The sequence below is a fragment of the Streptomyces cinerochromogenes genome, assembly GCF_014648635.1.
Lineage (GTDB): Bacteria > Actinomycetota > Actinomycetes > Streptomycetales > Streptomycetaceae > Streptomyces > Streptomyces cinerochromogenes.
In genome coordinates this window covers 258,015-281,768 of sequence record NZ_BMRM01000003.1, presented here as the reverse complement: position 1 = coordinate 281,768, position 23,754 = coordinate 258,015, and the positions used below count along the sequence as shown (strand labels likewise).

General features: G+C 73.2%; 18 protein-coding genes and 1 pseudogene. 12 read left to right on the top strand and 7 right to left on the bottom strand.

Annotated features, from left to right (window positions below):
• The first annotated feature begins 408 nt into the window (after positions 1 to 408).
• The 3 genes from IEZ20_RS07900 (at position 409) to IEZ20_RS07890 (ending at position 4,332) form a co-directional block, all read left to right on the top strand.
• On the top strand, positions 409 to 1,167 hold the full coding sequence (locus tag IEZ20_RS07900) for a thioesterase II family protein (protein WP_308434645.1): 759 nt from the start codon (positions 409 to 411) through the stop codon (positions 1,165 to 1,167).
• Between the two features lie 136 nt (positions 1,168 to 1,303).
• The gene (locus tag IEZ20_RS07895; protein ID WP_229895942.1) at positions 1,304 to 2,728 is read left to right on the top strand and encodes an amidase; all 1,425 of its coding nucleotides are present in this window, start codon (positions 1,304 to 1,306) and stop codon (positions 2,726 to 2,728) included.
• Positions 2,729 to 3,546: 818 nt separating this feature from the next.
• Positions 3,547 to 4,332, top strand: coding sequence for a pentapeptide repeat-containing protein (locus IEZ20_RS07890; protein ID WP_189296228.1), 786 nt, complete (start codon positions 3,547 to 3,549; stop codon positions 4,330 to 4,332).
• Here IEZ20_RS07890 and IEZ20_RS07885 read toward each other — a convergent pair.
• Positions 4,310 to 5,005: a 4'-phosphopantetheinyl transferase family protein gene (locus IEZ20_RS07885; RefSeq protein WP_189296230.1), complete on the bottom strand. Its 696-nt coding sequence runs from the start codon at positions 5,003 to 5,005 to the stop codon at positions 4,310 to 4,312. The genes IEZ20_RS07890 and IEZ20_RS07885 overlap by 23 nt on opposite strands.
• A gap of 178 nt (positions 5,006 to 5,183) precedes the next feature.
• Here IEZ20_RS07885 and IEZ20_RS07880 point away from each other — a divergent pair, with 178 nt between their 5' ends.
• From IEZ20_RS07880 to IEZ20_RS07870, 3 genes are all read left to right on the top strand, one after another.
• Positions 5,184 to 5,894: an N-acyl homoserine lactonase family protein gene (locus IEZ20_RS07880; protein ID WP_189295818.1), complete on the top strand. Its 711-nt coding sequence runs from the start codon at positions 5,184 to 5,186 to the stop codon at positions 5,892 to 5,894.
• A 547-nt stretch (positions 5,895 to 6,441) separates the two neighbouring features.
• The gene (locus IEZ20_RS07875) at positions 6,442 to 8,859 is read left to right on the top strand and encodes an SdrD B-like domain-containing protein (RefSeq protein WP_229895981.1); all 2,418 of its coding nucleotides are present in this window, start codon (positions 6,442 to 6,444) and stop codon (positions 8,857 to 8,859) included.
• Positions 8,860 to 9,172: 313 nt separating this feature from the next.
• Entirely contained in the window at positions 9,173 to 9,853 is a 681-nt protein-coding gene (locus IEZ20_RS07870) for a hypothetical protein (RefSeq protein WP_189296226.1), read from the top strand.
• A 7-nt stretch (positions 9,854 to 9,860) separates the two neighbouring features.
• Here IEZ20_RS07870 and IEZ20_RS07865 read toward each other — a convergent pair whose 3' ends face one another.
• A complete protein-coding gene (locus IEZ20_RS07865; protein ID WP_189295814.1) occupies positions 9,861 to 11,198 on the bottom strand; it encodes a right-handed parallel beta-helix repeat-containing protein in 1,338 nt (445 codons plus the stop codon).
• 89 nt (positions 11,199 to 11,287) lie between these two features.
• Between IEZ20_RS07865 and IEZ20_RS07860 the strand changes: the two genes are divergently transcribed.
• Positions 11,288 to 12,445, top strand: coding sequence for a Dyp-type peroxidase (locus tag IEZ20_RS07860; RefSeq protein WP_189295812.1), 1,158 nt, complete (start codon positions 11,288 to 11,290; stop codon positions 12,443 to 12,445).
• Between the two features lie 18 nt (positions 12,446 to 12,463).
• On the opposite strand, the gene IEZ20_RS07855 is transcribed toward IEZ20_RS07860, so the two are convergent.
• The 3 genes from IEZ20_RS07855 to IEZ20_RS07845 all read right to left on the bottom strand — a co-directional run bounded on the left by IEZ20_RS07855 (position 12,464) and on the right by IEZ20_RS07845 (position 15,321).
• Positions 12,464 to 13,201 (bottom strand): flavodoxin family protein, encoded by a 738-nt coding sequence (locus IEZ20_RS07855; protein ID WP_189296224.1) that lies wholly within the window; start codon positions 13,199 to 13,201, stop codon positions 12,464 to 12,466.
• Between the two features lie 169 nt (positions 13,202 to 13,370).
• On the bottom strand, positions 13,371 to 14,225 hold the full coding sequence (locus tag IEZ20_RS07850; protein ID WP_189295810.1) for a potassium channel family protein: 855 nt from the start codon (positions 14,223 to 14,225) through the stop codon (positions 13,371 to 13,373).
• Positions 14,226 to 14,457: 232 nt separating this feature from the next.
• A complete protein-coding gene (locus tag IEZ20_RS07845; protein ID WP_189295808.1) occupies positions 14,458 to 15,321 on the bottom strand; it encodes a universal stress protein in 864 nt (287 codons plus the stop codon).
• A gap of 550 nt (positions 15,322 to 15,871) precedes the next feature.
• Between IEZ20_RS07845 and IEZ20_RS07840 the strand changes: the two genes are divergently transcribed.
• The 4 genes and pseudogenes from IEZ20_RS07840 to IEZ20_RS39530 form a co-directional block, all read left to right on the top strand.
• Entirely contained in the window at positions 15,872 to 16,312 is a 441-nt protein-coding gene (locus tag IEZ20_RS07840) for a pyridoxamine 5'-phosphate oxidase family protein (RefSeq protein WP_189295806.1), read from the top strand.
• A gap of 137 nt (positions 16,313 to 16,449) precedes the next feature.
• Positions 16,450 to 18,834, top strand: a complete 2,385-nt coding sequence (locus tag IEZ20_RS07835) for a phosphoketolase family protein (protein WP_189295804.1) — start codon at positions 16,450 to 16,452, stop codon at positions 18,832 to 18,834.
• Between the two features lie 263 nt (positions 18,835 to 19,097).
• Entirely contained in the window at positions 19,098 to 19,781 is a 684-nt protein-coding gene (locus IEZ20_RS07830) for a helix-turn-helix domain-containing protein (protein ID WP_189295802.1), read from the top strand.
• 27 nt (positions 19,782 to 19,808) lie between these two features.
• Positions 19,809 to 20,147, top strand: a pseudogene (locus IEZ20_RS39530) (AraC family transcriptional regulator); the annotation flags it as partial.
• Between the two features lie 131 nt (positions 20,148 to 20,278).
• On the opposite strand, the gene IEZ20_RS07825 reads toward IEZ20_RS39530, so the two are convergent.
• Both IEZ20_RS07825 and IEZ20_RS07820 read right to left on the bottom strand, forming a co-directional pair.
• The gene (locus IEZ20_RS07825; protein WP_189295801.1) at positions 20,279 to 20,479 is read right to left on the bottom strand and encodes a cold-shock protein; all 201 of its coding nucleotides are present in this window, start codon (positions 20,477 to 20,479) and stop codon (positions 20,279 to 20,281) included.
• Positions 20,480 to 20,989: 510 nt separating this feature from the next.
• Positions 20,990 to 21,904, bottom strand: coding sequence for a GNAT family N-acetyltransferase (locus IEZ20_RS07820; RefSeq protein ID WP_189295798.1), 915 nt, complete (start codon positions 21,902 to 21,904; stop codon positions 20,990 to 20,992).
• A 136-nt stretch (positions 21,905 to 22,040) separates the two neighbouring features.
• Here IEZ20_RS07820 and IEZ20_RS07815 point away from each other — a divergent pair, with 136 nt between their 5' ends.
• Positions 22,041 to 23,690 (top strand): NAD-dependent malic enzyme, encoded by a 1,650-nt coding sequence (locus IEZ20_RS07815; protein ID WP_189295796.1) that lies wholly within the window; start codon positions 22,041 to 22,043, stop codon positions 23,688 to 23,690.
• Positions 23,691 to 23,754 lie beyond the last annotated feature (64 nt).

Sequence of the window (23,754 nt, the reverse complement as noted above, 5' to 3'; positions counted from 1 at the left end):
GAGGCGAGGGAGGTCGGACGCGGCCGCAGGACGAATGACTGCATGGCGCTGCTCAAGCATCGTGAAGTGGTCCGCCCCCCGCACGCCGGCGCCCTCTTCACGGAGTCCCGACGACCGTCTTTCTGGCCATTGAAGGTGAAACCACCTGCACCGGTATCGCTCACTACGAGGTGAACGCATCCCCCTGCTGTTGACGGCTCGGCCAATATTTCACACGTCGTACACAGCACAGTCAAGCCATGGCCGGGAAGCGACGCTCCCCCCGGACCGTCTAGGGTGACCGTCGCCGTACGCACGTCTCCGCAGGGCGAGGGCCCCGTGGTTGGCGTCGTGGCCGCCGTCGCGGGCGCGATTTCCGTGGCCGATGTCACGGCGAGGCGGCGCTCGCACAACGAAGGGGAACAGACCGTGGCCGAACCGTCGATGAGGAGCGCCTGGATCCGGCGGTTCCACCCGGCACCCGAAGCCGCCGTCCGCCTGGTCTGCTTCCCGCACGCCGGTGGCGCGGCCACGTACTACCGCCCGCTCTCCCAGGCGATGTCGCCGCACGCGGACGTACTGGCGATCCAGTACCCCGGGCGACAGGACCGCCTGGCGGAGCCGTGCATCGAGGACATACCCACCCTCGCCGACCGGCTCGTGGCCGAACTCACGCCCTGGACCGACCGTCCGCTGCTCCTGTTCGGCCACAGCATGGGAGCCGCCGTGGCGTTCGAGGTCGCGCTGCGGCTGGAACGGCGCGGGGTGCTTCCGCTGGGGCTGTTCGCATCGGGGCTGCGCGCGCCCTCGCTCCGCCGCGACCGGCGCATGCACCTCGCCACCGACGCGGAACTGGTGGCCGAGCTGAAGAACCTGAACGCCGCCAACGCCACGGTCCTCGCCGACGAGACGCTGCTGGGCATGGTGCTGCCGGCGCTGCGCGGCGACTACCGCGCCATCGACCGCTACCACAACCCGTCGGCGCTGCCGTTGCGTTGCCCGATCGTCGCGCTGGCCGGAGACGCGGACCCCGTCGCGGACACCGCCGACGTCGAACTGTGGGCACGCCACACCTCGGCGTCCTTCCGGATGCGGATCTTCCCCGGCGGCCACTTCTTCCTGGACGACCACGCCGAGGCGGTACGGCGGGAGATCCGGGAGCACATCCGGGTCGTGAGCGCGCGCTGAGACCGACGAGGCGCCGGGCGGCCGGACACCGGCACCGGCTCGTGCGGGACGCCGGGCGCGCCGGCCCGCAACGGGCACCCGGCCCCTGCCCCCGCGGCACCGTGTGTCAGGCTGACACCGGTCACGGAGTCGAGGAGTGGGACCGCTGGAACTGCATGAATACGCCGCCCTGGACGCGGTCGGCCTGCGCGATCTGATCCGGGCCCGGGAGGTCACCGCGGCCGAGGTCGAGGACGCCGCGCGGCGCGCCCTGTCCCAGGTCGGCGCCGAACTCGGCGCCCTCACCCGCCCGTTGTTCGAACCGGCCCTCGTCCACGATCCCGACGGCCCGTTCGCCGGGGTCCCCTTCGTGATCAAGGACAGCGGTCCGTTCGCGCAGGGAGTTCCGTTCACCCTGGGCAGCCGCAGCATCCAGGGGGCCGTGGCCGCCGTGGACCACGACCTGATGGCCCGTTTCCGCGCGGCCGGCCTGGTGGCACTGGGCCAGAGCACCGCGCCCGAGTTCGGTCTGAGCTTCGCGACCGAGTCCGTGCGCTACGGCGTGACACGCAACCCGTGGGACCCGGGCCGGGGCGTCGGCGGGTCCAGCGGCGGGGCGGCCGCGCTCGTCGCCTCCGGTGCCGTGCCGGTCGCCCACGCCAACGACGCCGGCGGGTCGATCCGCGTGCCCGCCTCCTGCTGCGGGCTGGTGGGCCTCAAGCCGAGCCGCGGGCGCACCCCGTGCGGCCCGCTCACCGGCGAGGCCGCGTTCGGACAGCTCGTGGAGTTCGCTCTCACCCGGTCCGTGCGGGACACGGCCCATCTGCTGGACGCGGTGTCGGCACCGCCCGTCGGCGACAAGTACCAGGCGCCGGCCCCCGCCCGTCCCTTCGCCGAGGCGCTGCGCACGGACCCCGGCCGGCTGCGGGTGGCCCTCGCCACCGCGCCGTGGTCCGGCACCCCCGTCGATCCCCAGGTCGCCGCGGTCGCGGTGAACGCCGGCAAGGTGCTGGAGTGGATCGGGCATGCGGTGACCGAGGCCGGACCCGGCCTCGACGCCGACGACATCGTGGAGGCGGCCATGCTCAGCGTCGTCTCCACGGGTGGGGCCGTCCTCAGGGGCGCGCCCCGCCGGCCGGACCCCGCCTCGCTGGAGGCCGTGTCGCGTGCGGTGCTCGCCGAGACCGAGGCGTTCACCGCGCTCGACGTGCTGGCGGCGATGGCGGCCCAGGACCGCGTGACCCGGTCCGTCGGGCGCTTCTTCCTCGACCACGACCTGCTGGTCACCCCGACCCTGGCCGCCCTCCCGGCACCGCACGGCACGCTGGCCTACGACGCCCCCGGCCAGAGCGCGCGCTCCTGGCTGCGCCGCATCTTCGACCACGGGCCCTTCTCGGCCGCCTTCAACGTCTCCGGCCATCCCGCGATCAGCCTGCCGCTGGGACAGAGCCGGGAGGGCCTGCCCGTCGGCGTACAGCTCGTCGCCGCCCACGGCCGAGAGGATCTGCTGCTCCAGGTGGCCTCCCAGCTGGAACAGGCGGTGCCGTGGGCCGACCGGCAGCCACCGGTCTTCGTGGACTGAGCGCCGCGGTCCGAGGGGCCGGTCTACGTGGACCGACCGCTCGGGGCTCCCATCGGGGCCCGCTGACGGGCCCGCGGCCGTCCGGACACGGCGCGGTCACCGAACCCGGACGCTCCGGGCGCCGCCCCGGACCCGGCCCCGGCCCCGGCCCCGGCGGCCACTCGGCCAGGCACCGCGCGCCGTCTGCGAGAATGGGAAGCCGTTCTCGGAGCGCCGCGGTATGCGGTGCTCGTCGCCCAACAGGAGCACGCACGGTGTCGCCACAGCACGGAGCCCCCTCTTCCTCCGGGGGGCGCAAGCGCCCCTCCGCGGGTGAGGTCCGCAAGCAGCCCTCCTCCGCCGGGGGACGCCGGCGGCCGTCCGCCGACGGGCAGGGCCGCCCGTCGTCCCAGGAGGCGGGCGAGCGCAGGCGACCGTCCGCGCCCCAGGGCCGCGACGGCGGCAACCCGGGCAAGGGCCGGGAGCGCGGCACCGCGGGCCAGGGCCGGGAGCGCGGCACCGCAGGGCAGGACCGGCAGCGCGGCACGGCGGGGCAGGACCGCAAGCGCGGCGCCACGGGTCAGGGCGGAGAGCCCGGCACCGCGGGTCAGGGCGGGAAGCGGGGCGCCGCAGGCCAGGGCGGGAAGCGGGGCGCCGCGGGTCAGGACCGTACGAGCCGGCAGGCCGCGAACGACCGGTCCGCCCGCAAGCAGCGGCCCGACTCGAAGAACCAGGACCGCAGGCCGCCCCGGGACGACCGGAGGGCGCCCCGGGGCCGCGACACCGTCCAGGACCGCACGGCACCCCGCAACGGCGAGGCCGCGGCGGACCGCAAGGATCTGCAGGCCGACTGCGCCAGCTGCTTCGGCCTGTGCTGCGTGGCCCTGCCCTTCTCCCGCTCGGCCGACTTCGCCGTCGACAAACCCGCCGGCCAGCCGTGCTCGAACCTCCAGCAGGACTTCCGCTGCGGCATCCACGCGCAGCTGCGCGACAAGGGCTACCCGGGCTGCACCGTGTTCGACTGCTTCGGCGCCGGGCAGAAGGTGTCCCAGGTCACCTTCGGCGGCACCGACTGGCGCCGGGCGCCGAAGACCGCGCGCTCGATGTTCCAGGTCTTCCCCGTCATGCGGCAGCTGCACGAGCTGCTCTGGTACGTCACCGAGGCCCTCGGCCTCGCACCGGCCCGCCCCGTCCACAAGGAGCTGCGGAAGGCGCAGGCCCACATCGACGGGCTGACCCGCGGCAGCGCCGAGTCGATCACCGAGCTGGACGTCAACGCGCTGCGTGGCGAGGTCAACACACTGCTGCTGAAGGCCAGCGAGCTGACCCGGGCCCAGGTGCCGGGCCGTAAGAAGAACCACCGCGGAGCCGACCTGATGGGCGCGAAGCTGTCCGGCGCCGACCTCAGGGGGGCGAGTCTGCGCGGCGCCCTCCTCGTGGCGGCCGACCTCAGCGCGGCCGATCTGCGCGACGCCGACCTGATCGGGGCCGACCTGCGGGACGCCGACCTGAGCGGCGCGGACCTCACCGGCGCGCTGTTCCTCACCCAGGCGCAGCTGAACGCGGCCAGGGGCGACGCGGCCACCGTACTGCCCCCGGTGCTCAGCCGGCCCGCTCACTGGTAGGCGCGGGGACCAGCACGGCGGTCACGACCAGTCCGTGCCGGACCCGCCACCGTCCGTCGAGGCGGTCCAGGCGCACCCCGCCCACCACCGGGCCGGGCACCTTCAGGACCGCGGTGAAGGTGCCGCGCTCCGGGTCGGGCGTGATGGCGCACTGGTCGAAGTCCAGCCAGCGCCCGGTCAGCGGGAACCACGCCTTGTAGACGCTCTCCTTCGCGCTGAACAGCAGACGGTCCCAGTGCACACCCGGCCGGGCGGCGCCGAGCCGGTCGAGTACGGGCCGCTCCTCGGGCAGCGTGATCAGCTCGCGCACGCCCTCGGGAACCGGTTCGTTGGGCTCTCCGTCCACGCCGAGGGCCGCGACGGAGGCGACGGGCGCGACGGCGGCCGCGTGGTAGCCCGCGCAGTGGGTCATGCTGCCGACGACTCCGTCCGGCCAGCGCGGTGCCCGGCGGGCCCACCCCGGTCCGCTCCCGCTGGGCGCGAGCGGCCGGGGCGCCACACCGAGCCGTGCCAGCGCCCGGCGCGCGCACAGCCGGACCGTGGCGAACTCCCGCCGCCGTTTCTCCACCGCGTCGGCGACGGCCTCGGCTTCCTGGGGGAACAGCTCGACCCCCTCGACGGAGCCGAACAGCTCGGCCACGGCGACGCCCTTGGGCAGCAGCCCCTCCAGCAACCCGCCCGGCACCCTGTCGTCGACCACATCGCCTCCCGCCACCCGACCACCCTATGCCCGCCTCGGACCGCCCCGGGCGGAGGGATGCGACCGGTGCCGAGAGCTGACCGGCGTCGGGAGGATTCCGCTGTCGGCGGAGGCGTCCGGCCGGCCCGGGGCCGCCTGCCAGGATGGCCGCATGGGGAAGAACAGCGCGGTGCGCCGACTCGACCTGGGTTACTTCGTCCGCCCCGCCGCGGAGGCCGGGGGCCCGCGACCACGGGTGGAACCCGTGCTCGCCTACCTGGTGGAACACGATCAGGGCCTGATCCTTTTCGACACCGGCATCGGCGACGCGGACCCCGAGACCGAAGCGCACTACCGCCCCCGTCGCCGCGCGCTGCAGGAGGCCCTGTCGGAGGCGGGAGCCGGCCTCGGTGACATCTCCCTCGTCGTCAACTGCCACCTGCACTTCGACCACTGCGGCGGCAATCCCCTCCTGGCCGGCACGCCCATCCTGGTCCAGGACGTGGAGCTGGCCACGGCCCGCCGCGGCGGTCACACCTTCGAAGAGCTGGTCGACTTCCCCGGCGCGACCTACGAGGAACTCGCCGGCGAGGCGGAGGTCCGGCCAGGGATCTGGATCATCCCCACTCCGGGGCACACCCGGGGTCATCAGTCCCTCGTCGTCCGGCAGAGCGACGGCACCGTGGTCCTCGCCGGCCAAGCCCACGACTCCGCCTCCCAGTTCGCATCGGACCACCTCGCCCGCCAGGCCACGCTCGACGGACTTCGGCAGCCGCTCCCCGCCTACCGGCACTGGCTGGAACGGCTCACCGAATTCGACCCACGCCGCGTCCTGTTCGCCCACGACTGCTCGGTCTGGGAACCGGCGCACAGCGTCTTCTAGGGCCTTGCGGAGACGCGCCTGCGGACGGCACGGAGCCGACGGGACCGGATTCGGCCACCTCTTTCCTGTCGCATATTTCGCACATTCTTCCGGTCACCATTCTCCGAATGCTCGGAGACCATGGCGGATCCCGATGGGTACGAAGGGTTCTTCTGGTGGCGGCGAGACCCAGGGGATAAAATATCGCGCGCTGCTCGCGATGGCGGTCGGCGAGGTCGGGGTGGGGGCGGAGGCACCGTGATTGAGCTGCGGAAACACGCAACCCGGAGCGGTCCTTCCCGAGACCGTGAACGCGCGTTCGTTTTTCCCGGCCTGCGACGCTTACACCTCACCCACAATAACCTCATACGATCACCGCAAAGCGGTCCACGCGGCAGCAGTGGACCCCATTTTTTTTTCTTCCGGGGTGCTTCGTTTCCACGACAAGAGAAGTGTGGAGTGTGATGCCATGAATCGACTCGACAGAGACTCGGGCTGGTTAGCCCGGAGGCTCGTTGCGCCGCCGGCGCGCATCGCGTTGTCCGTTCTCCTGCTGGCGGGCGGCGCCGTGGGAGCGGCGGCCGGCCCGGCCGCCGCTTCGACCACCGACGGCACGCTGACGGTCGAGGTGCTGCGCGACTTCTTCGGCACCGGCGTGGTCGACGCGACGATGGACGTGCCGCAGCGGGGCATGAAGGTGAAGGTCTCCGACCCCGCCGGGCACATGGTCAGCGGCGTCACGGACGCCACCGGCAAGGTCGTGGTGTCGCCGTCGGCCGTGCTGAGCGGGGGGCGGTACCGCGTCGACGTCAGCGTTCCGGCGCCGTACAACGGCTACCTGCGGGCGGCCCCCGCCTCGACGGCGGAGAACCACTTCGACAGCTTCACGTCGTTCGTGGACGTGTCGGACGGGAAGAACGCCTCCGTGGTGACGGGGGTGTGGAACCCGGCCGACTACGCGCTGCCGGACTCGCGGTACTTCGTGCCGGTCCACAACGGCGCCAACGGGACCGACACCCGGGCGTTGGTGGCGTTCGGGACGAAGGCCCGCGGCACGTGCCCCACCGATGTGGCGTGCCCGACCACGCTGGCCACGCAAGCCCAGGTGGGCACGACGTTCGGGCTGGCGTACGACACGTACCGGACCCGGCTGTTCCAGAGCGCGTTCGCCCGCCGGTACGCCCCGTACGGGCCGCAGGGCGGGGGCGCGATCTACACGGTGCCGGTCGACGGCTCGGGCACGCCGCAGTTGTTCGCGCGGGTGCCGGACGCCGCGGTGACGCCGCACGACACCGGCAACCTGATCAAGGATGCCGGGTTCACCGACGCACCGGGCAAGGAGAGCATCGGCGGCCTGGCCCTGTCGGAGGACGGTTCCACGCTGTACGCGGTGAACCTGCGGACCCGCAGCCTGGTGAGTTTCGACGCGACAGGGGCCACCGCCGCGGCGCCCAGGTCGACGGTCCCGATCCCGGACCCGGGGTGCGCGAGCCCCGGCGACTGGCGGCCGTTCGGTCTCCAGGCCCACGACAACAGGCTGTACGTCGGCGGCGTGTGCAGCGGGGAGAGCACGCAGCGGCGCGCGGACCTGAAAGCCTTCGTCTCCGCGTACGACGGCAGGCGGTTCACCACAGTGCTGAGCCACCCGCTCACGGACGCACGCGGCACCGTCTTCGGCTCCGGCGACAAGAACACCCACTGGAACCCGTGGAACACCGGCCTGGACACGTGGGACGACCGGAAGGCGGGCAACGTCTTCATCGATCCGCAGCCGGAGCTGGCCTCCCTCGCCTTCGCCCGCGACGGCTCGATGATCCTGGGTTTCCGCGACCGGTTCATGGACGTGCTCAGTTGGGGCGGGCTGGACCCCCGCCCGGGGAACGACACGGCGGAGAACGGCATGTCCGGCGGTGACATCACCATGGTCTGCGCCACTTCCACCGGTGAATACCAGTGGGAAGGCACCGGCGGCTGCCCGAACCACGCCACCCCCGCCAACAACGGCGGCCAGCCCGCCGATGTCGTCGAATACTTCCCGGGCGACTTCTACGCCAACGCGCACCAGGAGACCGCGCTGGGGTCGGTGGCCTACATCCCGCAGCAGCAGTGGGTCGTCAGCACGGAGTTCGACCCGGTCGTCGACGTCGCGACCTCCGGGACCGGGTACCACGACATCACGACGGGTCAGGGCCCGGGCAACAACCCGAAGGCCAACGGGTTCCAGTTCGTCAGCCGGGAACAAGGCGGGTTCGGCAAGGCCGGCGGGCTCGGTGACATCGCGTACGCGGCGGCGAACGCGCCGATCCAGATCGGCAACGTCGTGTGGTTCGACGGCGACCACAACGGGATCCAGGACCCGGGGCACGTGCTGCTGCCGGGGGCCACGATCAACCTGCTGGACGCGGACGGCAAACAGGTCGCCACGACGAGGACCAACGCCGCCGGCGAGTACTACTTCGGGGGTGTCGGCGCCGCGTACGAGCTGACGCCGGGCGCGAAGTACACGGTGCAGTTCGACGTCTGCACCGCGGACACCAGCCAGGTGCCCGGGCAACCCCCGGCGCGCAGGCTGAGGTTCACGCTCCCGCGGGCCGGTACCGACCGTGTGCACGACTCCAACGTGACCCCGCCGGCCGGCGGAGCGCTGTGCAACGGCTACGCGCCTGTCACGGCGCCGGACAAGCCGGGCGGGGTCGATCACACGATCGATGCCGGTGTGTACATTCCGAAGAAGACACCGGCCCCGTCACCGACACCGTCACCCACCCCGACCCCGACCCCGGCTCCGACGCATCCTCCGGCGTCCACGCCGCCGTCACCCGCGCCGCCTGCCAACCACCCGGCCCCGGCCGGTGGAGGCGGGGGTTCGCTGGCGAACACCGGTACGGCCGGGCTGGCGGAGATGATCGGCGTCGTCGGTCTGCTGGTGGGTGCGGGCGTGGTCATCGCGTTCGTGGCCCGGAATCGTCGCGTCCGCCACCACTGAGCGAACCGCGCAACGGTGATCTGCCCGTCCGCGACCGGGACGGCGCGGGCGGGCGGATCACATCTCGGCCGGTCCGCGAGGGCCGGCCTCGGCGTCGTCTGCCACCGGGACGCCGAGTGCCGTCGCGGGCCCGCGACGGCCGGACGGTGAGGTGATCGAAAGGATGGAGCGGAGCGTGTCAGCGTCGAACCGCGTGCGGAGCGTGAGAACCGGGCAAGCCCCGCCGGGCCGTCCGGCCGGCCGGCGCCGATGGCCGCGGTCGCGCCGGGCCGTCACCGGCATCGTGGTCGTCCTCGGCATCGCGGCCGTCGCGGTGGCCGCGTTCCTGGTCGCCGGCCGCGGCTCCGGTGCCGACGGTCCACGCCCGCTGACGACGGACGAGGCGAACCGGCTGGCGATCACGCGATTCCGCAACTACCAGGCGCGGGGCCGCGCGGTGACGATCACCGTGCCGGGCGCCGCCGGCGGGCTGGCCGTCACCGGGTCCGTCGACTACCGGCGCAAGGTCGGTTACGGCGTGGTGCACGGCACCGGGCGCGACACGTCCAGCGACGGGCTGATCCAGTGGACGCCGACCTCGGTGCGCGTCCGCCCGATGAGGGACGCCCCGGCGCACGCACCCGCCTCGCCGCCCTCTTCGGGCTGGTACGACCGTCCGCTGCTGTCGTCCGGCAGTGCGCTGGACACCTCCCTGTCCATCGCGCTCGGTCTCGGCGGCGACCGGCCGGACAACGCCCAGCTGCTGCAGCAGAACGGCGCCGCCTGGCGGGGCCGGGAGCAGGTGGACGGGCGCCGGGTGGATGTCATGACCGGGCCGTCCGCCCCTGGCCGCTCCGGTACGGCGGGCAACGTGCGCTACTGGATCGGCTCCGACGGCACCATGTACCGGGTCCGCGTCAGCGTGGGTTCCCAGCCCGAGCCGGTGGTCATCGGTTTCGACACCCGCCCGTACGTTCCGGTCGAGCCGGTACCCGGGACCACCCCGGCCCAGTAGCCGCTGTTCAGGACGTCCGCACCCGCGCGTTCGCGGCGAGCAGGGACGCCGGCGGCAGCCGGATTCCTTCTGTCTTCGGCAGGGCCGGGACGGGCGGGACAGCGGTGGCGCCCGCGGTGGTGGCGTGGGGGAACTGCGGTTGCGGAGCGGGCGCCGCGACCTCGGTGAACGGGATGCCGCCGGGTGCCGTCGGCGCCGCCCATGTGCCGGCCGGCGAGGACGAGCCGGACGGAACCGGGCAGGCCGCAGACGTCGCGAGCCGGGCGGGCACGGTGACGCGCAGCGCGTTGCCCCGCAGGCAGTTGCCCCGTCCCCGCGTGGCGGCGGGGAACGTCCAGCCGACGTCGACGCCGTTGCCGGTGAACGTGTTCTCCACGATCTGGTTGCCGGCCGGGGGGATGTCGGCGGTCGCGGTGATCACCAGCCCGGCGTTGCGGTTGCCGGCGATGCGGTTGCGGATGAACCGGTTGTCGCTGCCGCCGTCGATGCCGACGCCGATGCCCCACCCGCCGTCGGCCTGCTCCGGGGTGGCCGTCTGCTGGTTGGCGGCGATCAGGTTGCCCGCGATGACGGAGCCCTTCTGCGGGAGCAGCTTCTCCTGGTGGTCGGAGTTGGTGGTGAGTCCGACCCGGTTGCCGACCAGGCGGTTGCCGACCATGTACATGTCCTCGCTGGCGTTGGTGCCTTCGTAACCGACCGCGTTGAGTTCGGCGACGTTGTCCCGCACCACGATGGTGCAGGGCTTGCACTGGCCGACATAGATCCCCGAGTCGGCGCCGCCCGAGGCGTACGAGTGCTCGACGACACCGTTCCGGGCGGAGAACACGTAGATGCCGTACAAGCCGTTGCGGCTCGCGGTCACGTGGGAGACCAGGAACGACTTCAGGAAGGTGACGGGCTCGTCGCCGGTGTCGTAGCCGCCGCTTCCCCCCGGCAGGCCGGCGGCCGCCTTCGCCGAACCGGTGACCAGGACCCCGTTCTGCGTGTTGTTCTCCACGGTCAGGTTCTCCACGGCCACCCCGGGCGCCGAGACGACGACGCCGTTCGGCTGCCGCAGCCGCCCGTCGATGACGACCTTGTCCCGGGACGCGCCGCGCAGAGTGACGCGCGCCGTGTCGATCCTCACCGACTCGTGGTACACGCCCGGCGCGACCAGCACCAGGTCACCGGGGTGGGCCAAGGACACCGCGTCCGAGATCGTCGGGGCGTCGGCAGGTACGCGGATCGTCACATGCGCGCCGGCCGGACGCCGGCCTCCGCCCGATCCGCCATCGCCGCCGCAGCCTGCCACCAGTGCCAGCGTGCCCACTACCGCCGCCACCGCGCGAAGAGCTGATCGAGGCATGATCCCAGTCTGGCACGACGCCCCCAATTCCACGCCGGAATCGCGGGGTTGACCCGCACGCACGCTCCGCGTGTGGCACTCTGCGCACCATGCACCGAGCCGATCGCCGCCCGTCGCGCCGCACGTTCCTCGAGGTCACCGGCGCCTTGATGGCCGCCGGTCTGACCGCCGGGTGCACCTCGGACTCCGCCCGGCCGGGCCGGCACGCCCCTGCGCGCGGGGCCACGCCGGTGCCGGTTCCGGCGACGGGCCGTCACCAGGCGGGCATCACCCTCCCCCAGCCGGCCCAGCCCCACCTGCTCGCCGTGGTGGCGGACCTGGGTGCCGCCGTGGCGCCCGGCCCGTTGCTGGCCGACCTCGGCCAGGCCATCAGCACGCTCACCGCGGGGACCGACAGGCGGCTGCTGGGTCTGCCGCCGGGCGACCTCACCGTGACCGTCGGCGTGGGCCCCCGGCTGGTGCGCACGGCCGGTGCCTCGCTGCCCGGCGCGGCCGACCTCCCGCGGTTCTCCCGCGAGCGGATCGCCCCGCGAGCACGTGGCGGTGACCTGCTGCTGCAGATCTGCGCCAGCGACGCGCTGCTCCTGCCGGTCGTCGCCGCCGCGCTCCTGGACCAGGCCGGTGACCGCATCCGCGAACGCTGGCGCCAGTCCGCACACCGCGGTGCGCACGTGTCCGTCGGGAACGGCCTCACCGCGCCCCGCAACCCGCTCGGTTTCCTCGACGGCATCGTGGGCCCGCACACGGCCGCCGAACAGCGACGCGACCTGTGGCTGGACGGGCCCCCGGCGGTCGCCGGCGGCACCCTTGCCGTGGTGCGGCGCATGGAACTCGACCTGCCGCGGTTCGCCGCCCTGTCCGTGGCCGAGCAGGAGGCGGTCTTCGGACGGCGCCGCACGAGCGGCGTCCCCCTCTCCGGTGGCACCGCCGCCTCGGGTCCGGCGCTCGGAGCCAAGACACCGGACGGGCGCTACCTCGTCCCCGCGGACGCCCACGTGCGCAGAGCGCACGCCACCGTGGTCGGGGTCGGGCTCATGCTCCGCCGCTCCTACAGCACCGACGAGCCCGCACCCGGTCTGCTCTTCATCAGCTTCCAGAACGACCTGCGGACCTTCACCGCCACCCTCACCCACATGGACGCCTCCGACGCGCTGCTGCCCTTCACCACCACAACCGCCGGCGCGACCTTCCTGATCCTCCCCGGCTTCGACCGGCGACACCCGCTCGGTTCCCGGCTGTTCGGCTGATCGCGGACCGTCGTTCCTTTACCGGTGCTCGGGGTTCTCGTAGTCGTGGCGGCAGCCGGCGTCCCAGGCGGTGCGCTGGTTGCCGTAGGCGGGGATGCCGCCCAGGTCCTTCAGGGCCCGCGCCAGGTGGAGCAGGTTCCAGGTCATGAACGTGGTGTTGCGGTTGGTGAAGTCGTTCTGCGGTCCGCCCGAGCCCGGGTCCAGGTAGGAGGGGCCGGGCCCTGCCTCGCCGATCCATCCGGCGTCCGCCTGGGGAGGGATGGTGTACCCCAGGTGCTGCAGGCTGTAGAGGACGTTCATGGCGCAGTGTTTGACGCCGTCCTCGTTCCCGGTGATGAGGCAGCCGCCGACTCGGCCGTAATAGGCGTACTGGCCCGCTTCGTTGAGCAGACTGGAGCAGGCGTAGAGGCGTTCGATCACCTGCTTCATGACGGAGCTGTTGTCGCCCAGCCAGATCGGGCCGGCCAGCACGAGGATGTCGGCCGCCATGACCTGGCGGTACAGATCCGGCCAGGCGTCGGTCTCCCAGCCGTGTTCCCTCATGTCGGGCCACACCCCGGTGGCGATGTCGTGGTCGACCGCCCGTACGACATCGACACCCACCCCCTGGGCGTCCAGGATGGCGGTGCTCCGGTCGATCAGTCCCTGGGTGTTGCTCGTCTCCGGAGACCGCTTGAGGGTGCAGTTGATCACCAGGGCCCGCAGGTCGTCGTACCGGGCCGGAGGTGTGTCGTCGGCGGGTGACGAAGCGGTCACGAGGTCCTCCCAGAGCCCTGCCGCCACCCCGTGCCGGGCGGCGCGTCCGTGTTCCAGGCCAGCCTGCGTGCCGTTCCCGGCGGACGCCATCGCAGCACCTCCGAACGGGCCGGGCCGTGGGCGGGCCGGCCGGGCACGGGGGCCTGGGCACGGGCGGGTCGCCCGGTGGTCAGGGGCTGCCGTGGTCGCGGGCGTACGCGGCCAGGATCTGCTGCCGCGTCCCCCCGGTGTGCAGGAAGCGCTCGTCGAGTACGACGGCCAGGTCGTCGAGGGCGGTGGCGAGTACGGCCGCGCCGCTCGACCTCGTCCGCCTCGCCCGCTCGGCGAGGTGGCCGGCATAGCCGAGGGTGCGCGCGAAGGAGGTGTCGCCGGGGCCGTCGTAGAAGTAGTAGGACTCCGGGTACTGGAGGAAGTCGACGCAGGTGCGGGCGATGTCGGCGGCGAGCTGGCCGAGGACGACCGACTCCACGTCGGGTTCCGGGTGGCCGGCCGTCGGGTCGGCACGGCGCAGCTGCGAGATGCGCAGGGCCAGGGCGCGCCGCCGGGCCAGGGCCGGATAGATGCCGAGGATCCAGGAGACGGTGGCGGTCAGCAGCGCGAAGCCGATCAGCGCCTCCAGCGGCGCGACGATGCGCAGCCAGTCGGCGGCGGGTGCGATGTCACCGAGGCCGAGCGTGGCCACGGTCACCAGGGAGAGGTACAGGGCGTCCACCGGCCCCGCGTGTTCGGAGGGCTTGAGCGCGCCGGTGAAGGAGAAGGCCTCCGGCATGTGGGGCCAGTAGACGAGGGCCCACCCCACGGCCACGGCGCAGGCCCACGTGGCCACCACGGTCACCATGCCGACGGGCCCGGCCAGCCCGGCGGCCCTGTTGCTCCTGCGCGCTCTGGTCGACAGACGCCACAACAGCGTCATGACGATCCTGCTCAGGCCGCCGTGCCGGGTGGGGTGCCACAGCGTGTGGAAGACGTCCCGCAGGATGACCATCACCACCAGCGCGCCGACCACTGTGACCAGCCACTCCATAGCTCCTCCTCGGGCTCGCCCGCATGGTGTCCAGCATCGGACCAGCCCCGGCGGAACGCCGTCGCACGCCACGCCCGGGCTGCCCGTGTCCCGGGGCGCCCGCCGCGCCGAGGAGGCGAGCGAGGAGGTGGAACGCGGGCTGGAGGGCGCGCGGAGGGTTCTCCTCCTCTGAGGCACGTGGTCTCCCTGGGGGCACGCGCCGCACGGGCCGAGGGGGCGGCCCTGTCCGCGCTCACACCGGTTGCGGGACCACGACGACCGGGCAGGCCGCGTGGTGCAGCACCGCATGGGTGACGCGTCCCAGTTGCAGTCCGAGGGCTCCCGGGCTGCGGCGGGAGCCGACGACCAGGAGGTCCGCGTCGTACGAGGCACCGAGCAGCACCCTGTGGGCCGGTCCCTCCACGGTGCGCGGGTGCACCTTCAGGTCCTCCGGGGCGTCGGCCAGCGCCGCTTGCAGGGTCTCGGCGGCCTTCTCCTCGGCGGACTGCACACCGTCTTCGGGTTCGCGGACCGCCTCGCGCACGGGGCAGCGCCAGGCCCGTACGGCTTCCAGGGGCACAGCGCGCCGTCGCGCCTCCTCGTAGGCGAAGCGGACGGCCGCGGTCTCCTGCGGTGCGTCCCCCACGCCGACCACCACGCGGCCCCGCGTCCCGGGCACGGCCTGGTTGTCGTGGCTGCCGCGCAGGACGACGACCGGGCAGGGGGCGTAGGCGGCCACGGTGAGGCCGACGGAGCCGAGGAGCAGCTCGGCGAGGCCGCTGCGGCCCCGGTTGCCGAGCACCAGCAGGGAGGTGTACTGCCCTTCCCGTACCAGCGCGGACTCCGGTTCCTCGGGCAGGACCTCGGCCGACACCTCCAGATCCGGGTGGCGGGTCCGCGCGCGCCGGGCGGCGGCCCGGACGATGTCCTCGGCCATCACCTGCTCGGCGGGTTCGGCCAGGTCCTGCGCGAGCGAGGTGCCCTCGTAGTGTTCCCACAGCGAGGCGTGGACGAGCCGGAGCGGCACTCCCCGCAGGACGGCCTCGTCGGCCGCCCAGTCGGTGGCCCGCATGCCGGCCTCGGAGCCGTCGACGCCCACGAGCAGGGGCAGTTCCATCGTCCTCACCTTTCCGTTCCGCGTGGGTACGGGTGCTCCGAGCGGCGTCGATGTGGCCGTTGGGTCGTCGCGGGACATGCCGTCCACCTCCTGCCCTCGGGTCCTGCCTCCGGCTTCTCCTTCCAGCGTGGTGGCCGGGTGCGGTGCGGGGCAGAGGCCACCGGTCCCGGAGGAGCGCCGATGGACCCCACCGGGGGCCGATGCGCCCGGGGCGGACGGGGACCTTCGGCCCTCTCCCGGCGACCGCACGGCCCACCGGGACGACAGTGGTCGACCGGCTCCGCGGCGATCGGTGGCAGCGGCACGTGTCGTCCGTGGGCGGATCCTGGCGCCTGTGCGCGGCGGACACGGTACGGAACCCGGAGCACGCCTCCTTCAGGACCGTGGGCCTCACTCCGGGCCGGGGCCACTCCCCGGCCCGGGGCCGCTCCCCCGCACGGAGCACAAGGGCCGCTCTCCGGCCGGCCCGGGACCGCCGGCCCTCGTCGGATGTCGGTGTCCGGCCCACGATGGAGCGATATCGCTGTACCGGGTGAGAGACGGGCTGGCCATGTATCCCAACGACGGTTTCCGTGAACTCGGCCGCGACGAGTGCCTCCGGCTGCTGGCGACGGCGCCGGTCGGCCGCGTCGTCCATACGCGCAACGCCCTGCCCGCGGTCCTCCCGGTCAATTTCTGCCTCGACGAGGACGGCGCGGTGCTGTTGTGCACGTCCGCTGCGTCGGACCTGGCGCGTGCGGTCGACCGGTCGGTGGTCGCCTTCGAGGCGGACGAGGTCGACACGGACCGGAACGCGGGGTGGAGCGTCGTCGTCACCGGCCGGGCGACCGTCGTCACCGAGCCGGCCGAGCGGGAGCGGCTGTCCCGGGTCGGGCCGCGTTCCTGGGCGCCGTCCCCCGAGGAGGTGTTCGTGCGCATCCGTCCGGAGCTGGTCAGCGGGCGTGAGCTGGTCGGGGGACGGACGCTGTACGGGGTGGACCTCGCCCCGTGAGGCGCCGGGGAGGGGCGCCTCGGCCCGAGGGGTGGCCCGAACGGCCCTGTCGGGTACCCGCCGGTCCGCCGGATGGTGAGGTGCCGTGCCCCGGGCACCCGGTGCATCCACCGCCCGTCCGATCCGGAAGGACCCCGATGTCCCTCGACACCCAGCAGGCACTCACCGAACTCACGGACGTGGAACTCGCGGCCCTGGACGCCCACTGGCGCGCCGCCAACTACCTCGCGGTGGGCCAGATCTACCTCATGGCCAACCCCCTGCTGACCGAACCGCTGCGGCCCGAGCACGTCAAGCCGCGCCTCCTCGGTCACTGGGGCACCTCCCCCGGCCTCAACCTGGTCCACACCCATCTGAACCGCGTCGTCAAGGCACGCGGCCTGGACGCCGTGTGCATCTGGGGACCCGGCCACGGCGGCCCCGCCGTCCTGGCGAACTCCTGGCTGGAGGGGTCGTACACGGAGACGTATCCGGATGTCACCCGGGACGCGGCCGGCATGGCCCGGCTGTTCCGGCAGTTCTCCTTCCCGGGCGGGGTGCCCAGCCATGTCGCCCCGGAGACCCCCGGCTCCGTCCACGAGGGCGGTGAACTCGGCTACTCCCTGTCGCACGCCTACGGCGCGGCGTTCGACAACCCGGGCCTGCTGGTGGCCTGTGTGATCGGGGACGGCGAGGCGGAGACCGGACCGCTGGCCGCCTCCTGGCACTCGAACAAGTTCCTCGACCCGGTCCACGACGGCGCCGTGCTGCCGGTCCTGCACCTGAACGGCTACAAGATCGCCAACCCGACGGTGCCGGCCCGCCTGCCCGAGGCCGAGCTGGACGAACTCCTCAGGGGCTACGGCCACGAGCCGATCCACGTCACCGGCGACGAACCGGCCGCCGTCCACCGTGCGATGGCACAGGCCATGGACACCGCCGTCGACCGGATCACCTCCTTCCAGCGCGCCGCCCGCGAGGACGGTGCCACCGAGCGGCCCCGCTGGCCGGTGATCGTCCTGCGCACCCCCAAGGGCTGGACGGGGCCGGCCAAGGTCGACGGGGTGCCGGTGGAGGGCACCTGGCGCGCCCACCAGGTGCCGCTGGCCGCCGTCCGGGACAACCCCGAGCACCTGCGCCAACTGGAGCAGTGGCTGCGTTCGTACCGGCCCGAGGAGCTGTTCGACGAGCACGGTGCCCCGCGCGCGGACGTCCTGGCCTGCGTCCCCGAGGGCACACGCCGGCTCGGCGCCACCCCGCACGCCAACGGCGGGCTCCTGCTGCGCGAGCTGCCGTTGCCGCCGCTGGAGAAAAACGCCGTGGCCGTCGACAAGCCCGGCGCGACGCTGCACGAGCCCACCCGGGTGCTCGGCGACATGCTCCAGGACGTCATGGCGGCCACCGCCGAGCGGCGCGACTTCCGGCTCGTCGGCCCCGACGAGACGGCCTCCAACCGGCTCCAGGCCGTCTACGCGGCCAGCGGCAAGGCCTGGCAGGCCGCCGTTCTCGACGTCGACGAGCACCTCGACCCGCACGGCCGCGTGATGGAGATCCTCTCCGAACACACCTGCCAGGGCTGGCTGGAGGGCTACCTGCTCACCGGCCGGCACGGGCTGTTCTCCTGCTACGAGGCGTTCGTGCACATCGTCGACTCCATGGTCAACCAGCACATCAAGTGGCTGCGCACCACCCGCCGCCTGCCCTGGCGCGCCCCCGTCGCCTCCCTGAACTACCTGCTGACCTCGCACGTGTGGCGCCAGGACCACAACGGCTTCTCCCACCAGGACCCCGGATTCGTCGACCACGTGCTGAACAAGAGCCCGGAGGTGGTGCGGGTCTACCTCCCGCCGGACGCCAACACCCTGCTGTCGGTCGCCGACCACGTGCTGCGCAGCCGCGATTACGTCAACGTCGTCGTCGCCGGCAAGCAGCCCTGCTTCGACTGGCTGTCGATGGAGGAGGCCAGGGTCCACTGCGCCCGCGGTGCCGGAATCTGGCAGTGGGCCGGCACGGAGGACGGCACCCGGGACCCGGATGTCGTCCTGGCCTGCGCGGGCGACGTACCGACCCAGGAGGTGCTGGCCGCCGCCCAGTTGCTCCGCCGCCACCTGCCCGAGCTGGCGGTGCGGGTGGTGAACGTCGTGGACATCGCCCGGCTGCTGCCGAGCGAGGAGCACCCGCACGGCATGAGCGGCTTCGAGTACGACGGGCTGTTCACCGCCGACAAGCCGGTGATCTTCGCCTACCACGGCTACCCGTGGCTGATCCACCGCCTGGCCTACCGCCGCACCGGCCACCCCAACCTGCACGTGCGCGGCTACAAGGAGATCGGTACCACGACCACACCGTTCGACATGGTGGTCCGCAACGACCTGGACCGCTACCGCCTGGTCATGGACGTCATCGACCGCGTGCCCGGGCTCGCGGTGCGGGCGGCGGCCGTGCGCCAGCACATGGAGGACACCCGGCAGCGCCACCACGTGTGGATCCGCGAGCACGGCACGGACCTGCCGGAGGTCGCGGACTGGACGTGGAACGGCTGAGCGTGGCCGTGCCGGCCGCCGCCGGGAGGACGCCGGCGGCCTCGCCGCTCACCGCGCTCCCCCGGACGGCTCCCGGGCCGTCTGCCGTGCCCTGTGCCGCACGCGGGGCCCGGCGACGGGCACGCTGCCGTGGGCCCCTGGGCCGAACGCCGCCCGGGCGAGCCGGACGCGCCGCGATCGGTCATGGTGGAGTCAGCAGGCGAGGCGGGAGCCGGGCCGGACACCGCGCCGGTGTGGGCCGGGCGCCCGAGGAGTGAGGGATCATGGCGGAGGAGCGAGAACCGCAGCAGACGCCGTCGGCGGCGGTGCCACGGGGCGACCTCGGCCGCCGCATCGAGCGGCGGCGGACGGAGCTGGGCCTCACCCTGGAGGAGCTGGCGTTCCGGGCGGCCATGGCCCCGAGCTATCTCGCGCACCTGGAGCAGCACAGCACCGCGGCGCCGGAGGCCGGCACCCTGCTCAGGCTGGCCGGGGCGCTGCGGACCGATCCCACGGAGCTCGGCGGGGGCCATGTCGACCTGCCGCCGGGCATCGGGCAGGCCGCCGGGTCGCCGCGCCTGACGGAACTGGGCGAGGAGGACTGCCGCCGGCTGCTGTCGACGCACGGCGTGGGCAGGATCGCGGTGTCCACCGAGGCGGCACCGGTGATCGTCCCGGTCAACTACAGCGTCGTCGACGACGCCGTCGTCTTCCGGACCCAGCCGGGCACGGTCTCCCTCCAGGGGCTCGGCCGTGAGGTGGCCTTCGAGGTCGACCGCGTGGACGACGCGCTCAGCCAGGGCTGGAGCGTCGTGGTGCGCGGGCACGCCGAGACGGTGACCGATCCCGACGCCGTACGCCGCCTGGCCGAGCAGGCGTACAGCACCCCCTGGGCCGGCGGGGAGCGCGACGTCTGGGTGCGCATCGACATCACCGCGCTGACCGGCCGCCGCATCGACACCTGGTGAGCCCGCCCGGGCCCCGCTCGGGGTGGCGCCGACCGGATGCAGCGCCTGTTCACCGCCGTCCGCAGCGGTCCCGACGTCCTGTACGTCGACGACGGTGACGTCCTCACCTCCGCAGGAGTCGCGGCGGGCATCGACCTGTGCCTGCGCCTCGTGCGCCTCGACCACGGCAGCCACGTCACCGGCGAGGTCGCCCGCTCCTGTGTCGTACCGCCGTGGCGCGAGGGCGGCCGGGCCCAGTACGTCCCACGCCCGGCCCGCTCACCGGCAGCACCGTGGCCACCCGGGCGTGGGCCGCTGCGCCGGCACCTCCGCACCGCCATCGGCGTCCGTCCCCAGGCGTACCGCCGCACCTTCCGCCGCCCCCGGCAGACGGCCGCCCGAAGGCCGCACGGCGGCGCGCGAGGAGGGACGGGAGCCGTGCGCACCGAGGGCCGGCGCCTTGCGGCGCCGGCCCTCGGATGCGTCAGCGGGTGTCGGCAGGTCTCGCCCGCCGTACCTCAGACGGCGCGGACGCGCGCGGCCTGCGGGCCCTTGGGGCCCTGGACGACGTCGAACTCCACGTGCTGGTTCTCCTCGAGGCTACGGAAGCCGTTGCCCTCGATCTCGGAGTAGTGCACGAAGAGGTCCGGACCGCCGTCCTGGGCGATGAAGCCGAAGCCCTTCTCCGCGTTGAACCACTTGACGGTTCCCTGAGTCATTTCTTGCTCCTTGCAGGGGCTGGGTACGGGACCCACACCGTGTGGTGTCCCGGGCCGGCCTGGACGCGACTTCTCCAGTTCCCTGAAGGAAGGCGGCGCCCGCGACATCGTTCTTCGCGAGCGTGCGGTGAAACACAGACACAAAAACTACGACCGCCGTGTCCAACCGACGCTCCGCCGGATTCATTCCCGCCCCCGAAGATTCTTCTCGGAACGCCGCCGTCCCTCCCCCGGCGTGTCACCCCTCCTGCGCCCCCGCAATCCTGTTTCCCCAGGTCAGAAGCGTGATGGACCTCACGCACCCGCAGTGCGCCACCTGGAGGAGTGACCCGGAAGTCGATCGATCCCGCGGCGTCACCACGGGCGCGGTTGTGGCGCTCGTCACGGCGGGCTCCCGCGGGCGCGACCCCGGCGCCGCCAGTGTCCACGGCCTTCACCGGGGCGGCACCGACGTCCCCCGCCGCCCCGGCCGGCCGGCGAGGACCGGAGGCCTCCGGACTGGCCAGCGTTTCAGGCCGCGCGGCGCGGAAGGCCGAGGGAACGGTTCTCCTCCACGACGCGGTAACCGGTACTCGTGTACAGGTTCATGGCCACCTCGTTGCCGCCCCACACCGTGAACATCAGCGCCGAGTCGCCGGCCGCGAGCGTGGCCTGTTCCCCGGCGGTCATCGCGGCCCGCCCGTGCCCCCTGCCGCGGTACCGCTCGTCGATGTGCAGCGAGTAGCCGTAGGTCACCTCCGGGAGGTACCCGTGCTTCAGCCAGCCGGTGCCGATGCGCTCGCCGTCCGCCTCGAACACCAGGAGTGAGCTGTCGGGCGTCGCCAGGCCCCCGGGGAGCAGGTTCGCGAAGTCGCGGTCCGCCTTGCGCACGGCCTCCTCCCGGCCCATGGCTCCCGACCGGACGATGTCACCGACGTAGGCGGACTTCTCGGCGGCGGCCCAGTCGGCGTACTCGGCCTGCGTCATGGGCCGTGCGGTGAAGCCGTCGAGCGGTTCCGGCGGGGAGGTGACGCGCCGCGCTCTGAGCTGGCCGCGGACACCGTAGTCGGCGAAGAGTTCACCGGCGGGCTCGGTGAGCCGTATGTCCAGCCGGCGGGCGCCGCGCCGTACGCACCATTCCTCTGCCCAGTCCCGGGCCGCCTGCTCGTGCCCCCGGCCGGCGTGGGGCGCGTCGACGCGGAGGTCGCCGATACGGCCCGTCGGCGCCCCGCCGTCGTCGGTCACGACCACGGCGACGTGTCCCACCCGGGTCCCGGCGTCGGTGATCTCGGCGACGGTCCAGTCGGCGATGCCGGCGCGTACGTCGTCGAGCATGCGGTCCGCCGCCGCGGCGCCGAGGCCGGCCGCCGTGTAGGAGGCGCGCAGTCGGCGCTCGAAGTCCTGCTGCCACTCGGTGGCGTCACCCATGATGCCGAAATCCGTCACATGATCACACTAGCCGCGTCGTCGTGAACCCACGTCACCTTTCTGCCCGCCCCCCGGCAGGAACGACGGCTTCCGGTTTTGTGCCGGGCCGGGCGGGAACCCCGGAGCGGAGGATGCAGCCGACGGAGGAGTGCCCATGGCCCCGCGTCCCGACGTACCACACGGCCGCGCCCTGCTCGCCGACGCGCTGCGGAACAAGGGCGTCGCCTTCACCCGGGAGGAACGGCGGCGCCACGGCCTGGTCGGCATGCTGCCGCCCGGCGTGCTCTCCCTGGACCAGCAGGCCCGTCGCGCCTGGGAGCAGTTGCAGGCGCAGCCGGACGACCTCGCGAAGAACGTCTGCCTGGAACAGCTGCACGACCGCAACGAGGTGCTCTACTACCGGCTCCTCACCGAGCACCTGAAGGAACTGCTGCCCGTCGTGTACGACCCCACGGTGGGCGAGGCGATCAAGCGGTACAGCCACGAGTACCGGCGTCCCCGCGGGGTGTACCTGTCGGTGGATCACCCCCAGGACGTACGGCCCGCGTTCGAGGCACCCGGCCTCGGGCCGGACGACGTCGACCTGGTGGTGGCCACCGATGCCCAGCAGATCCTCGGCATCGGCGACTGGGGCGTGGGCGGCATGCAGATCTCGGTCGGCAAACTGGCCGTCTACACGGCCGCCGCCGGTATCCACCCGGGCCGGGCCGTGCCCGTCATGCTCGACGTCGGTACCGACAACCAGGCACTGCTCAACGACCCCCTGTACGTGGGCAACCGGCACAGCCGGGCGCGCGGGAAGGAGTACGACGCGTTCGTCGCCGCGTACGTCGACACCGTGCGGGACCTGTTCCCGCACGCGCTGCTGCACTGGGAGGACTTCGGACCCGGCAACGGCCGACGCCTGCTCGACACCTACGGCGAGAAGGTCTGCACGTTCAACGACGACATGCAGGGCACCGGGGCCATCACCCTGTCCTGTGTGCTGAACGCGGCGCGTGTGTCCGGGACGCCGATGCGCGAGCAGCGGGTGGTCGTCTTCGGCGCGGGCACCGCCGGGGTCGGCATCGCCGACCAACTGCGTGACGCCATGGTCCGCGACGGCCTGGAGCGTGACGAGGCGGCTGCCCGCATCTGGTGCCTGGACCGGCAGGGCCTGCTCCTGCGCTCCACCGAAGGACTGCGCGACTACCAGCGGCCCTACGCCCGCCCCGACGAGGAGTGGTCCGAGGCGAGCGGCGAGCCGATCGGTCTGGAAGAGGTCGTGGACCGAGTGCGTCCGACCGTGCTGGTCGGCACGTCGACCGTGCACGGCGCCTTCACCGAGGAGATCGTACGGTCCATGGCCGCGCACGTGGAGCGGCCGGTGGTGCTTGCGCTGTCCAACCCCACGGAGAAGATCGAGGCGATGCCGGAGGACGTCCTGTGCTGGACCGACGGCAGGGCTCTCGTCGCCGCCGGTGTCCCGCTCGCGCCGGTGGAGCTGAACGGCACCTCGTACGTCGTCGCACAGGCGAACAACGCCCTGGTCTACCCCGGGCTCGGACTGGGGGTGATCGTGTCGCGTGCCTCCCGGATCACCGACGGCATGTTCCAGGCCGCGGCCGAGGCGTTGGCGGACCTGGCCGACCCGTCCGGGGCCGGCGCCCCGCTGCTGCCGCAGGTGGAGAATCTGCGCGCCTCGTCGGCGACGGTGGCGACGGCCGTCGCCCGCCGCGCCACCGAGGACGGGGTCGCCCGCGCCCCGCTGGACGACGTCGTCCAGCAGGTGCGGGACGCCATGTGGCAGCCGGAGTACGGGTGACGGGGGACGCTTCCGGCGGCCCCGTCGGCCACGGAGGCGCGTACCCACGGTGACGGCTTCGTCG

Bases quoted from the DNA above. Each gene is read 5' to 3' on its own strand.
- IEZ20_RS07860 (WP_189295812.1), top strand. From the start codon at position 11,288: ATGCACCGAGCCGATCGCCGCCCGTCGCGCCGCACGTTCCTCGAGGTC.
- IEZ20_RS07865 (WP_189295814.1), bottom strand. From the start codon at position 11,198: ATGCCTCGATCAGCTCTTCGCGCGGTGGCGGCGGTAGTGGGCACGCTG.
- IEZ20_RS07845 (WP_189295808.1), bottom strand. From the start codon at position 15,321: ATGGAACTGCCCCTGCTCGTGGGCGTCGACGGCTCCGAGGCCGGCATG.
- IEZ20_RS07835 (WP_189295804.1), top strand. From the start codon at position 16,450: ATGTCCCTCGACACCCAGCAGGCACTCACCGAACTCACGGACGTGGAA.
- IEZ20_RS07825 (WP_189295801.1), bottom strand. From the start codon at position 20,479: ATGACTCAGGGAACCGTCAAGTGGTTCAACGCGGAGAAGGGCTTCGGC.
- IEZ20_RS07850 (WP_189295810.1), bottom strand. From the start codon at position 14,225: ATGGAGTGGCTGGTCACAGTGGTCGGCGCGCTGGTGGTGATGGTCATC.
- IEZ20_RS07830 (WP_189295802.1), top strand. From the start codon at position 19,098: ATGGCGGAGGAGCGAGAACCGCAGCAGACGCCGTCGGCGGCGGTGCCA.
- IEZ20_RS07880 (WP_189295818.1), top strand. From the start codon at position 5,184: ATGGGGAAGAACAGCGCGGTGCGCCGACTCGACCTGGGTTACTTCGTC.
- IEZ20_RS07815 (WP_189295796.1), top strand. From the start codon at position 22,041: ATGGCCCCGCGTCCCGACGTACCACACGGCCGCGCCCTGCTCGCCGAC.
- IEZ20_RS07840 (WP_189295806.1), top strand. From the start codon at position 15,872: ATGTATCCCAACGACGGTTTCCGTGAACTCGGCCGCGACGAGTGCCTC.